The following is an 11,950-nucleotide window of genomic DNA, read 5'->3' on the forward strand; positions in this document are numbered from 1 at the left end:
TCTCTCGGATGATTGCTTTTGGCGATGGGCGGTCACACACTCTAAGTGAGGTGCCATAGCCGGGACGACGGTTTTGGAAGTTAAGGGCAGCCGTAATCGGGCAAGAGGGGGCGGCATGGCTGACACGCACGGGACGGGCTTGATCGATGTCAGTGATATTGATCTGGAGGCGTTGAAAGGGCTCGACATACCGGCTCTGAACAGGGTTTTGGAGCGACTGGCCGATGAGGGTGTCATCGTGGCCAGCTTCCAATCATCGGTCTGATTCCTGCCGTCATCACCGAACTTTCCGTCCGGCGAGGTCGGCTGTTGCCTGCGATAACCAGTGCCGTGGGTGCCTGGATCATTTAAGAGGTCGTGCGAGAATGCGAGAACAAAAAGGTATGTAGTGTATCTCCCGCCGTTCGTCCGGCCCATTGCCTCTTTATCTGTAGATTTGGTTCGATCGATGCGGGGAGGGGCGGGCGCAGGTGGATGTGGCGGCGATGGCAAGTGCGGTGGCTCTGGTCGCGGGGACCGGGGCGGTCCAAGGGCTGGGAGAAAGCGCGGCACTGAGCCTGGTGGCGAAGATCCGGGAACGCATTCGCATCGTTTTCGGCGGGGACCCGCGGTCGGCGGACGCGCTGGAGCGCGCCGTGGCGACACCTGAGGACGAAAGCGCGCTTCATGAACTGGCCGAGGCATTGCGCTGGTATGCCGAGCGCGATCGGGCGTTCGCCGATGAAATGGCCGAATGGGCTCGGCAGACTGCTTCCTCCGGGAAGGTCGTGCAGAACGTGCGCGCCGGCCGGGACGCGTATACGGCAGGTCGGGACATGACCGTGCAGCAGCGTCCTGACGCGAAGCCGTCGCCAGATGACTGACGAGCCTTTCCCAGCAGATGAAACCAGAGTGCGGCAAGGTATCGCCGCACTGCGGGATGCGCTGAGTGCCGGCCGTGACCTGCACATCACGTACCGCTCCGCCGACGAGGGCACGCCGGTGGTCCCGGGTGGGCACGGAGTGCTGTGGCCTCCGCTGGGGCGCCTGCCGAAGCGTGTACGGGGTCGCGAACCTCTGCTGGAGCAGCTGAGGACGTTACTGGGGGCGCCGGACGGCCGGGTGCACGTGCTGGCGGGGCTGGGCGGCACGGGTAAATCCACTGTGGCCCTGCAATTGGCCGATATAGCGGTACAGGCCCGCCGGCCGGTCTGGTGGGCCTCGGCGGTGGACGCGGCGGCCCTGTCCGACTCGCTGCTGGTGCTGGCGCAGGCGCTGGGAGCCGACGACGCGCAGGTGGACGCGGCGCGTACCGGCCGCTTGGCCGCATGCGACGTGCTGTGGCAGGCGTTGGAACGCCATCGCGACTGGCTGCTCGTGATCGACGACGCCGACGACGTCGCGGAGCTGGAGACAGCCGGTCGCACGGTGCGCGACGGCAACGGGTGGGTGCGCGGGTCGAGGTCCGGGCTGGTGGTGGTCAGCACGCGCGACGGCGATCCGCGGCACTGGGGCCGTGGGGCCGAGCTCCATCCCGTGGGTTGGCTGAGCAAAGAGCAGGGCGGCCAGGTGCTGGTGGACCTGGTTCCCTGGGCCGGCGACATCACCGAGGCCGAAGCACTGGCAGAGCGGCTGGGCGGTCTCGCACTCGCGTTGCATCACGCCGGATCGCAGCTGGCGTCCCCGTTCGCCCAGCGGCAATCCTTCTCCGGCTACCAACAGGTCCTGGAGTCCAAGGGAACAGCCGTGCTGGGCGGCACGGCAGGCGACGTGGACGATCGTGCCGTGGTGGGCCGGACATGGGAACTGTCGCTGGCTCAGCTGGACGCCGCGGGCGTGGGGCAGGCACGAGGGCTGTTGCGGGTGCTGGCCTGGTTCGCGCCCGCCGTTCCCATCCCGGTCAGCGGTTTGGATCACGAGATACTCGGCCGGGCCTGTGACAGTCCTGATCCGGCCGGCGTGGTGGCAGGGCTGGAAGCCCTGCTCTCGGTGGGGCTGATCCAGACCTCGCTGCCCGCGGCAGAAGGCGCGACGGCGGAGGCGATCGCCGGGGTGATGGTGCATCCGCTGGTCGCCGAGACGGTCCGTGAGGATCTCGACCACGTGGAAACCGACCGTGCCGTATCCGCCGCCACCGAACTGCTGATACACGCGACCGCGGATTTACAGGTGGACAAGCCCGCGCATTGGCCGGCCTGGCAGAAATGGTGGGCCCATCTTGAAGAAATGCTGAACGCCGCCGGCCCACTGGTTCGTGAACCCGTCTTGGCGAACCTGGTCTGCACCGCATGCGTCACCGCGACGATGCTGCTGTGGGCCGGTTCGTACAACGCCTCTGTGAAGATTTCGGAGGCCGCGCTGAAACGCCTGACCCGTCTCGGTTCTGATCACCCTGTCACGCGGCCGTTGCGGCGCGTACAGGCAGGCGCGTACCAGTTCGTCAACAGATTGGCCGAGGCCGATCGCATCTATCGTGAGTTGTTGTCCACGGCGTCGGACGGCAACAGCATGGAATCACTGGAGATACGGGCTGATCTCGCGGTGGTGGTGGCGGAGCAGAAGAGGTTCGCCGAGGCCGAGAATCTTCTCCAGGAGCTGCTGCGGGACCAGGAGTCGGCGTTGGGCGCCGATGACGAGCGTACGCTGGCCACGCGGTACGAGATCGCACGGACCTTGGCGGGCCGGGGGGATTTCGCCGAGGCCGGGAATCGCTTCCGAGATCTGCTCCGGGACCAAGAGGCATGGCTGGAACCCCAGCATCCGGCGACATTGGCCACGCGTTATGAGATCGCCAGGGTGTTGGTGCAGCAGGGAGACCGGGCCGAAGCCGAACGCCTTTTCCGCCAACTGCTGAAGCAGCAACAGCAAGTCCTGGGCAGCGACCATCCCCACACCCGGCTCACGCTTCGGGCACTGTCCGGTTTGAATGAAGGCAACATTCCGTGATCACCTGTAAGGGGACTCCGAGGCCGCCGCGGGCCGGCGATCGAATGCGGCCTGAGTGCTCTTTCTGGTTGCGCGTTTCGCAACTCGCGTGCTCCGGCCAAGTATGGTTGAGTCACCGCAACTCCCTGCAACTCGGATGCGGGATCTTCGTCATGAGCGGTGATGACGAACGACGTACTGGTGCGATTACATCTGCGGGCGGGTGTGGCAATGCCTTCCAGCGGCAGCGGCTTCGAGCCGTACGTCGGCCTGAGTGCCTATCGCCGGGAGGACGCGACGAGATTCTTCGGCCGCGAGGCCGAGGCCGCCGCTCTCGCGCACCTGTGGCGGAATCACCGGGTGACGATCCTGCACGGCCCCTCGGGCGTGGGCAAGACGTCGCTGGTGACGGCCGGTGTGCTGCCTCTTCTCGCAGGTTCCGACGTACTGCCCTTGGGAAGTGTGCGGCGGCCCTCCGTCTTACCCGCTGCCGCCATCCTCGACGACAGCGACCCACACGCCTTCGCGCTGATGTCGTCATGGTCGCCGCACGAGCACCCTCTCCGGCTCTCCGGCCTCACGATCAGCACCTACCTGCGCTGGCATCACTGGAACCCGGACGGCGGAACGGTCATGGCCGTCTTCGACCACGCCGAGGAACTCTTCACCGCCCACCGCCGGCATCCTGACGGCCACATCCATCTCCTCGACCAGTTGAGCGACGCGCTCAGCGGCGATCCCCCGCTCCACCTCCTCATCGTCATCGCCGATGAGCACCTCGAGCCGCTGCAGCGCCATGAGGGGATGCGCACGCACATGACCTCTGAGTCGTTCATCCGGCTGGAGCCCTTCGCCGTGGACGCGGCGCTGGAGGCATGCCGACGACCACTTGTGAGCTGCGGCCGGGAACTCGCTCCAGGGGTGGCCGAGAAGCTCGTCGACGAGTTGCGGGCCGACCGCTCCACCACGGTGGAACCGGCTCACCTGCAACTGGTCTGCGAGGCACTCTGGAAGTCCACGAACGAGAAGGACACCCCCATCGGCGACGCCGACCTGGTGGACGTGGACAAGGTGCTGGCCGACCACTGCGACCGGACCATCCAGGAGGTGGCGCGGGACCTGCTGGACGGGGATGTGGACCAGCTGGTCGCCTTGCTGCGCCCGATCGTGACGAACGGGACGGATGGCGAGGACCTTCCTCCCCGGGTCGCGCAGGCGCTGACACGAGGCCGAATCCTGCGCCGCGGGGAGAAAGGGCGCTACGAGATGCCCGCACGCCTCGTAGGACCTTTCTTGAGCACCTCGTTCGGGCGGCAGCAGCCGGAACCGCCCAACCACGTTTCGACCATCGAAGCCGCGTTGCAGCGCGGCTGGTTCGAGTTCGCCGCGAAGCAGGCGGAGAGGGCTCTCCGGAACTCCGCCGATGGCAGATCACGGGCTCGTGCCGAGTCCTTGGCCGGAGATGCCGCCTACCTGCTGGATGACTTCGACGGGGCTATCGCGCACTATCGCGAGGCGGCGATGATGTACGCCACGATGCGCGGCACCGACCGTATCGTCGCCACCTTTCTGGCCGCCATCGGCCGGATCCTGGTCGATCAAGGCGCCTACCAGGAAGCGATCAGGGAACTGCGGGCGGCGGTGAAGCGGAGTCCGGAACCCGTGATCCTGACGGAGCTGGCTTGGGCGTTGTGGTACATCGGGCACGAAAGCGGCGCGGTCGACATGCTGGACGCGGCGCTCCGCTCCGGGAACAACCCGGCCGAGGCGCTGCGGGTCCGGGGGGAGATCCTCTCGGACATCGCGCCTCAGTCCGCGCTGCGCGATCTCGATCGGGTCCGGCCTCATGAGCTGGCCTCGACACGCGCCGCCTACGCGCTCGCCCTGGCGCTGAGCGGGGACGTGGTCGCGGCGGTCCGGGCGCTGCCACGACTGGACGCGGACAGCGACGCCACAACCCTGCTGCGGACCGCACGCGTCATGAAGAAAGCCGGGCAGGACTTGGAAGCGGCTCGTCTGGCCCGGCGCGCCCAGCAGAGTGCGAGCCGCAAGCCGCTCCCACCACGGTTGACCGCCCAGGCCGAACTCCTCATCGCTACCTGACTCCGGACAGGACCGACGCGGAGAGCACCTGGAGGGGTCAGCCGTCGGAGCCCATGGCGATGGTCTCCGTCACCTCGGCGTGCCGTTCGGCCTCCTCCTCGGCGAAACGGGCTTCGTCCAGTTTGTCGGCGATCTCCTCGTCCTGCTTCATCAGCGCCTCCAGTGACTGGCCGGCCATCTCCAGCACGCCCATGTCCGCGTACGCCTGCTGCAGCCGCGGGCTCCACAGCCCGATGTCCTTGACGCACGGCACGATGCGGCTGAACAGCAGGGACCGGAACAGCCGGAGGTACTCCGACTGGTCCACCGCGACCATGGCCTCGTCCACCTCGGCCCTGGTCAGGCCGAGGTTCTCCCAGGTCTCCCGGCCGCGCAGGCGGTCGCGCATGAGGTAGCAGCCCTCGATGACGAAGTCCTCGCGCTCGCGCAGCTCGGCCTCCGACAGCTGCCGGTAGTAGTCGCGCAGCGCCATCCGGCCGAAGGCGACGTGCCGGGCCTCGTCCTGCATGACGTAGGCGAGGATCTGCTTGGGCAGCGGCTTGGTGGTGATGTCGCGCATCACGCCGAAGGCCGCGAGGGCGAGACCTTCGATCAGCACCTGCATCCCCAGGTAGGGCATGTCCCAGCGGGAGTCGCTCAGCGTGGACTCCAGCAGGGACTTCAGGTACGGGTTGATCGGGTAGGCGAGGCCGACCTTCTCCTGGAGGAAGCGGGCGTAGGTCTCGGCGTGGCGGGCCTCGTCCATCGTCTGGGTGGCCGCGTAGAACTTGGAGTCGAGGTCCGGGACCGATTCCACGATCTTGGCCGAGCAGATCATCGCGCCCTGCTCACCGTGCAGGAACTGGGAGAACTGCCAGGACGCGTTGTGCAGCCGCACGTCCTTGCGCTGCTTGTCGTCCATCCGCTCCCACAGCGGGGTGCCGTAGATGGCGATGGTCTGGTCGGGGATGCCGAGGATGTCGTACGGATCGACTTCGAGGTCCCAGTCGATCCGCTTGGTGGAGTCCCACTGCTTGTCCTTGCCCTTCTGGTACAAGGCCAGCATGCGGTCCCTGCCGTCGTCGTACTCCCAGGTGAACTTCGTGGTTCCGGCCATTTCCACGTTCCACGTGGCCAGGCCTGCGGGGATGGTGTAGAGCTCGTGGGTCGACATCGGACCTCCGGAGGGGGGTGACGTACACCGTACGTTCCTTGGAGGCTTGCACGTACGCTGTACGCGCGTCAATAGAATGCAGTGTGACCACCCAGCCGCTGTCCAGGGCCCGGATCGTCGCCGCCGCGGTCGAGCTGATCGAGCGCGAGGGCGCCGACGCCGTCTCCATGCGGCGCATCGCCTCCGAGCTGGGGGTCGGCGTGATGTCGCTCTACAACCACGTGCCCAACAAGGGCGCCCTGCTCGACGGCGTGGCCGAGAGCGTGCTCAGCGAGATCGAGTTCACCGACGACCCGGAGGCCCACTGGGCCGACCGGGTGCGCATGCAGGCGCGCGCCTTCCGCCAGATCGCCCACCACTACCCGCGCTGCACCATGCTCGTCGTCAGCCGCCAGCTCCACAGCCACGCCGGGCTGCTGCCCGTCGAGCGGGCCCTGGCCACGCTGCGCAGCGCCGGGTTCGACGGCGCCGACGCGGTGCGGGTGCTGCGGCTGTTCATCGCGTTCATCGTCGGCTCGCTGCTGCGCGAGGTCGGCGTGACGCCCGCCTTCGCCCCCGGCCGCAGCTCGACGATCGACCCCGAGGAGGTGGATCCCGAGCTGTTCCCCGAGGTGAGCGCGCTGTCCGAGCTGCTGGGCTCCTGCGACCACGAGGCGGAGTTCGCGTTCGGGGTGGAGCTGTTCGTCCAGGCGATCGCGGTGCACCCGGCGAGGAGGGAGGGCACCCGGTGACCCGCGGATGCCCTCCGGCGTCCGGCTAGTACCAGTTGTGCGACCTGAAGTGCCCCCAGGCGCCGCACGGCTTGCCGTACCTCCCCTTGATGTAGGACAGCCCCCAGCGGATCTGGGTCCTCGGGTTGTGCCGCCAGTCCTTGCCCGCTCCCCGCATCTTGCCGCCGGGCAGCGCCTGCGGGATGCCGTAGGCGCCCGACGAACGGTTCACGGCGCGGTGGTTCCAGCCGCTCTCCCTGGTCCACAGGTTGTCCAGGCAGTGGAACTCGCGCAGGCCCCATGACCTGCGCACCACCTGGTCGAGGGCGAAACGCTTGCTGGTGCTTCTCGGACGGTGGGCAGGGACGCGCGGTTCCGCGCTGGTCCGCCACGTACGGACCACCATGGGCGCGTCGTCGGCGCCCTCCGTCTCGGCCGTGGCCGCGACCTCCATCCCGCCGAGTGCGGCGGTGAGCGCGGCCAGGGTCACGATCGTGCTGTGTAGCGTGCGCTTGCTGTTCAAGTCGATCCTCGCGGTCGGGTCGCGTGCGGACGGGCGCTCTCGCTTCCCCGGCGCCCCTGCCGGTCCGCGTCCGTGGCTCGGACGAGAAGGGTCCGCGCGGCCCTCCGGGATCCTTGATCCGCCCGGCTTCTCGCCGGACGGCCCGGAGGGCTCCACGACATGTCCTCTGAGCCGGTTTCTAGTACGCGCGACCGCGCAGGGTCAGAACCCGGGACACGCCAAGGACAGGTGTTTGCGGGATCGATGCGGATAAAGGGCGCTCTCGTTGGGCCCGGATTGATCGGCCCGGCGCCTCGATGGCCGGCGCTTTCCGCGAAACTCGCGCAAGCCTGAGGTTTGGATCAGTACCAGTGGTGGGATTGGAAGTGGCCCCAGGCGCGACACGGCGTGCCGTACCTCTTCTTGATGTAGCTCAGCCCCCAGGCGATCTGCGTCCTGGGGTTGGTGCGCCAGTCGCTCCCGTGCGAGGCCATCTTGCCGGCGGGCAGCGCCTGGGGGATGCCGTAGGCGCCGGAGTAGCGGTTGCCGGCCCGGTGGTTCCAGCCGCTCTCGCGTTCCCAGAGCTTGACCAGGCATCTGAACTGGGTGGCGGCCCAGCCGCGCTTGTTCACCATCTTCTTGGCCATGGACTTGTTCTTGCTGCTCGTGCTGGTCGCACTCGTCTGGGAGCTCTGCGCCTGTGCGGCCGTGGCGCCGCCCGCAACCATGAGCGAGGCGCTCATGAGCAGGACGCTGGTACGGCGGAGCATGGGCATTCGGGTTCCCTTTCGCAGGAATCGGGGACCGCGCCACCCTGCCGGACTTGTCACCTTTACTGCGAATTGACCATGGAAATGTAGATCGTCAGTAAAGATTTCGATATATGCCTGTTGCTGGGCCTTCGGGGGATAAATGTGGATTAGGTCACGTTTTGGGGCTGACAGGCATCTCGTAAGGTCGGACCATGAACGTTCGAGAGATCCCGGTCCGCACCCTGACGGACGAACCCACCACCCTCGCCGGCGTGGCCGGCGACAAGGCCCTGCTCATCGTCAACGTGGCCTCCAAGTGCGGGCTCACCCCGCAGTACACCGACCTCGTCAAGCTCCACCAGGAGTACGGCCCGCGCGGGTTCAGCGTGGTCGGCATGCCCTGCAACCAGTTCATGGGGCAGGAGCCGGGGAGCGCCGAGGAGATCCAGGAGTTCTGCTCCACCACCTACGGGGTCGACTTCCCGCTGCTGGCCAAGGCCGACGTGAACGGCCCCGACCGGCACGCCCTGTACGAGCGCCTCGTGCAGGCGCCGGACGCCGAGGGCGAGAGCGGCGACGTGCAGTGGAACTTCGAGAAGTTCCTCGTCGACCGCGACGGCCGGGTGGTGGCCCGCTTCCGCCCCCGCACCGTGCCGACGGACCCGGCGGTCCTGGCCGCCATCGAGAAGGTCCTCTGACCGCTCGGGAGCAGGCGCCCTAGGGAAATCCCTGGGGCGCCTCCTGACGCGGCCGCCGCCGTGCTCTGAGAGCTTGTCCCCTGTCGGGCAGGCGCGCGGACCGGGAGGCGGCATGGGGATCAGCGAGGGCGCGACCGGGCAGGCCAAGCGGCTGGCCGACGCCGTGGACCTGCGGGACTTCCTGGACACGGCGGGCACGCTCACGCTCGCCGACCGGCGCACGCTCGTGGAGCAGGCGCTGGTGCTGATCGAGCAGAACTACGCGCACCTCCCGCTGAAGATCGCGATGTACGCGGTCAACCCGGTGCAGCGGCTCCGGCTGCTGGCCCTGAGGCTCAGCCGCCAGACCGCCGCGACCGCCGACCCCGAGCCGAGCTTCCACGCGGAGCTGTCGGAGATCTTCCACTCGGTACGCGACCTGCACACGAACTACCTGCTTCCGCAGCCGTACGCGAGCAAGGTCGCCTACCTCCCGTTCCTGATCGAGGAGTGCCACGAGGACGGCAGACCCCGCTACCTGGTGACCAGGCTCGTGGAGGGGTTCTCGGCGCCGGGGCTGGAGCCGGGCGCCGAGGTCACCCACTGGAACGGGACCCCGATCGGCGCCGCGGTGGACGCCAACGCCGCACGGTACGCCGGCGGCAACCCCGCGGCGCGGCACTCGCGCGGGCTGCAGTCGCTGACCATCCGGCCGCTGGTGATCCACCTGCCGCCCGACGAGTCCTGGGTGACGCTCGGCTACCTGGACCGGGACGGGATAGCCCGCGAGCTGCAGGAGCCGTGGCGGGTGACGGACAACCCGCCGCCGTTCGTCGACGCCGGGGCGCTCACCGAGGCCGCCGTGTCGCAGGGGCTGGACCTGGGCACGGACGCGATCTCCCGCGCGCTCAGGATGCTGTACGTCCCCCGGACGCTCACGGCGGAGATCGTCGACGCCACCGGGACCGACGCCCCGGGAGCGGACCTCCCGACGTCCATGCCGGCGTTCTTCAAGGCGCGGGCCGTGGACACGCCGTCGGGGACCTTCGGCCACATCCGCGTGTTCACCTTCAACACCAACGACCCCGGCGCGTTCGTCGGCGAGTTCGTCCGGCTCGCCGGCCTGCTGCCGCGGAACGGGCTCGTGGTCGACGTGCGGGGCAACGGCGGCGGGCACATCCACGCCGCCGAGTTCCTGCTGCAGACGCTGACGCCGCACCGGATCACGCCCGAGCCGACCCAGTTCGTCACCACGCCGCTGAACGTGCGGATCTGCGCGCAGCACGAGGAGAACCCGACCGGGCAGATCGACCTCGGGCCGTGGTGCCCGTCCATGAACCAGGCCCTGGAGATCGGCGCCGTGCACTCGGCCGGCTTCGCCATCACCCCCGAGGCCGGGGCCAACGCCATCGGCCAGTGCTATCACGGCCCGGTCGTGCTGATCACCGACGCCCGCTGCTACTCGGCGACGGACATCTTCGCCGCCGGCTTCCAGGACCACGGGATCGGCCCCGTCCTCGGCGTGGACGACAACACCGGCGCGGGCGGCGCCAACGTCTGGACGCACGAGCTGCTCAAGCTCCTGCTCGAACTGCCCAGCCCGGCGCCCGGCTCGCCGTACCGGCCGCTGCCCGGCGGAGCGGGCATGCGCGTGTCGGTCCGCCGCACGCTGCGCGTCCACGAGCTGGCCGGTACGCCCGTCGAGGACCTCGGCGTACGGCCAGGCCACCGCCACCGCCTGACCCGCCGGGACATCCTGGCCGGCAACCAGGACCTGCTCGACCGCGCGGGCGAGCTCCTCGCGGCCCTTCCGGCCCGCCGCCTCGACGTGCGCGTCGCGGGGGCGGCGGACGAGCTGACCCTGCGGACCGGCCTCCTGGACCGGGCGGACGTCTACCTGGACGGCAGGCCGCGGCTCACCGTGGACCTGACCCAGGAGACGGTCACCGTGACCGTCCCCGGCCTCGCCGCCGCGCAGGTCGTCCGCGTGGAGGGCTTCCAGTCCGGGCGGCTCGTCGCCGCCCGCACCCTCAGGCCCTGACCCCGGCGCCGGGCCGGCCGGGGTACGGGCCGCAGCTGCCCCGGACGATCAGCTCCGTGGGCAGCACCACCGTGCGCGGGCGGCGGGCGCCCGTGCGCAGGACGAGCTCGGCCGCCCGGTAGCCGATGTCGCGCCCCGGCTGGGCGATCACCGTCAAGGGAGGCGAGCAGAGCTCCGCCCAGGGGACGTCGTCGTACATCACGAGCGACACGTCCCTCGGCACCCGCAGATCGAGCTCGCGGGCGGCGAGGACGGCGGCCTCGCCGAGCACGTTGCCCCCGGCCACCACCGCCGACAGGTCCGGACGGCTCTGGAACAGGCCGGAGGCGGCCGCGTAGGCGGAGTCGCGGCTCCCGGTGGCGAACACGATCAGCTCCTCGTCCGCCGACGCCCCCACCGCCTCGCGGAACGCCTCCGCCCGCCGGTCGTGCCCAGGACCGCCGAGATAGGCGATGCGCCGGTGGCCGAGCCCTCTCAGGTAGCGCACCGCCGTACGGATGCCCGACCGGTCGTCGGCGAGGACCGCGGGCACGTCCAGCGGGCGCGACGGCCGGGCCGGCGGCAGTCCGTCGAGGAGCATGAGGTCGCGGTCGGGGCCCTCGCCGGCCGGATCGGCGCCCTCGACCGGCAGGCGGTCGGCGAAGACCACCGTCATGCCCGCCCTGAGGGCCGGCTGCCAGGTCTCGGCGTCGCCGGACGGCACCGCGACCACCCGGTCCACGCTCTGCTCCAGCAGCATGCCGATCATCTCCGACTCCTGCTCCGGGTCGTCGCCGGTGGAGCCCAGCACGACCGGCTCGCCGGCCGAGCGCGCGTACGCGAGCGCCCCCTCGGCGAGCTGGCCGAAGAACGTGTCGGTCAGGTCGGGGACCAGCAGCCCGAGCCCGCCCGTGCGGCGCTGGCGCAGGTTGCGGCCGACGGCGCTGGGGCGGTAGTCGAGCTGGGCCGCGACCGCCAGCACCCGCTCCCTGGTCTGAGGGCTGGCCGAGCCGCCTGACAGCACCCGGGACACGGTGGCGATGCCCACTCCCGCGGCCTCGGCCACGTCCTTGATCGTCGCCCGCTTATCCATGGAAACGATTCCATCATGCTTTCCCGATTTCCGGAA

10 protein-coding genes and 1 pseudogene are annotated in these 11,950 nt (G+C 69.3%); 7 read left to right on the forward strand and 4 right to left on the reverse strand.

The genetic code is table 11. From position 1 onward, the window contains the following. Positions 1–115 precede the first annotated feature (115 nt). The 4 genes from fxsA (at position 116) to ACZ6YG_RS03280 (ending at position 5,007) form a co-directional block, all read left to right on the forward strand. On the forward strand, positions 116–265 hold the full coding sequence (fxsA, locus tag ACZ6YG_RS03265) for an FxSxx-COOH cyclophane-containing RiPP peptide (RefSeq protein ID WP_148030502.1): 150 nt from the start codon (positions 116–118) through the stop codon (positions 263–265). Positions 266–470: 205 nt separating this feature from the next. Further along, the gene (locus tag ACZ6YG_RS03270) at positions 471–863 is read left to right on the forward strand and encodes a hypothetical protein (protein WP_148030503.1); all 393 of its coding nucleotides are present in this window, start codon (positions 471–473) and stop codon (positions 861–863) included. After that, complete coding sequence (locus tag ACZ6YG_RS03275) at positions 856–2,925, forward strand: tetratricopeptide repeat protein (RefSeq protein WP_397197515.1); 2,070 nt, start codon at positions 856–858, stop codon at positions 2,923–2,925. Before ACZ6YG_RS03270 ends, ACZ6YG_RS03275 begins: the two co-directional genes overlap by 8 nt. A gap of 162 nt (positions 2,926–3,087) precedes the next feature. Further along, positions 3,088–5,007 carry a tetratricopeptide repeat protein gene (locus ACZ6YG_RS03280; protein ID WP_148030505.1) on the forward strand — a complete coding sequence of 640 codons (1,920 nt, stop codon included), beginning with the start codon at positions 3,088–3,090 and terminating at the stop codon, positions 5,005–5,007. A 37-nt stretch (positions 5,008–5,044) separates the two neighbouring features. On the opposite strand, the gene ACZ6YG_RS03285 is transcribed toward ACZ6YG_RS03280, so the two are convergent. Continuing rightward, the gene (locus ACZ6YG_RS03285; protein ID WP_466017085.1) at positions 5,045–6,160 is read right to left on the reverse strand and encodes a ferritin-like domain-containing protein; all 1,116 of its coding nucleotides are present in this window, start codon (positions 6,158–6,160) and stop codon (positions 5,045–5,047) included. 83 nt (positions 6,161–6,243) lie between these two features. On the opposite strand from ACZ6YG_RS03285, the gene ACZ6YG_RS03290 reads away from it, so the two are divergent. After that, positions 6,244–6,891 (forward strand): TetR/AcrR family transcriptional regulator C-terminal domain-containing protein, encoded by a 648-nt coding sequence (locus tag ACZ6YG_RS03290; protein ID WP_148030507.1) that lies wholly within the window; start codon positions 6,244–6,246, stop codon positions 6,889–6,891. Between the two features lie 25 nt (positions 6,892–6,916). On the opposite strand, the gene ACZ6YG_RS03295 is transcribed toward ACZ6YG_RS03290, so the two are convergent. Both ACZ6YG_RS03295 and ACZ6YG_RS03300 read right to left on the reverse strand, forming a co-directional pair. After that, on the reverse strand, positions 6,917–7,393 hold the full coding sequence (locus tag ACZ6YG_RS03295; RefSeq protein WP_308248949.1) for an aggregation-promoting factor C-terminal-like domain-containing protein: 477 nt from the start codon (positions 7,391–7,393) through the stop codon (positions 6,917–6,919). A 341-nt stretch (positions 7,394–7,734) separates the two neighbouring features. After that, positions 7,735–8,025: pseudogene (locus tag ACZ6YG_RS03300) on the reverse strand (aggregation-promoting factor C-terminal-like domain-containing protein); the annotation flags it as partial. 311 nt (positions 8,026–8,336) lie between these two features. Between ACZ6YG_RS03300 and ACZ6YG_RS03305 the strand changes: the two are divergent. Beyond that, a complete protein-coding gene (locus ACZ6YG_RS03305; RefSeq protein ID WP_219545355.1) occupies positions 8,337–8,822 on the forward strand; it encodes a glutathione peroxidase in 486 nt (161 codons plus the stop codon). Positions 8,823–8,934: 112 nt separating this feature from the next. Then, positions 8,935–10,842, forward strand: a complete 1,908-nt coding sequence (locus tag ACZ6YG_RS03310; RefSeq protein WP_466017086.1) for a S41 family peptidase — start codon at positions 8,935–8,937, stop codon at positions 10,840–10,842. Here ACZ6YG_RS03310 and ACZ6YG_RS03315 read toward each other — a convergent pair. Then, a complete protein-coding gene (locus ACZ6YG_RS03315; RefSeq protein ID WP_466017087.1) occupies positions 10,832–11,914 on the reverse strand; it encodes a LacI family DNA-binding transcriptional regulator in 1,083 nt (360 codons plus the stop codon). The genes ACZ6YG_RS03310 and ACZ6YG_RS03315 overlap by 11 nt on opposite strands. Positions 11,915–11,950 lie beyond the last annotated feature (36 nt).

This window comes from Nonomuraea sp. NPDC054003 (assembly GCF_055585125.1).

What these genes read in the sequence shown, in the direction of transcription:
- fxsA (WP_148030502.1), top strand. Translation starts at nt 116, where the DNA reads ATGGCTGACACGCACGGGACGGGCTTGATCGATGTCAGTGATATTGAT.
- ACZ6YG_RS03275 (WP_397197515.1), top strand. Translation starts at nt 856, where the DNA reads ATGACTGACGAGCCTTTCCCAGCAGATGAAACCAGAGTGCGGCAAGGT.
- ACZ6YG_RS03280 (WP_148030505.1), top strand. Translation starts at nt 3,088, where the DNA reads ATGACGAACGACGTACTGGTGCGATTACATCTGCGGGCGGGTGTGGCA.
- ACZ6YG_RS03285 (WP_466017085.1), bottom strand. Translation starts at nt 6,160, where the DNA reads ATGTCGACCCACGAGCTCTACACCATCCCCGCAGGCCTGGCCACGTGG.
- ACZ6YG_RS03305 (WP_219545355.1), top strand. Translation starts at nt 8,337, where the DNA reads ATGAACGTTCGAGAGATCCCGGTCCGCACCCTGACGGACGAACCCACC.
- ACZ6YG_RS03310 (WP_466017086.1), top strand. Translation starts at nt 8,935, where the DNA reads ATGGGGATCAGCGAGGGCGCGACCGGGCAGGCCAAGCGGCTGGCCGAC.
- ACZ6YG_RS03315 (WP_466017087.1), bottom strand. Translation starts at nt 11,914, where the DNA reads ATGGATAAGCGGGCGACGATCAAGGACGTGGCCGAGGCCGCGGGAGTG.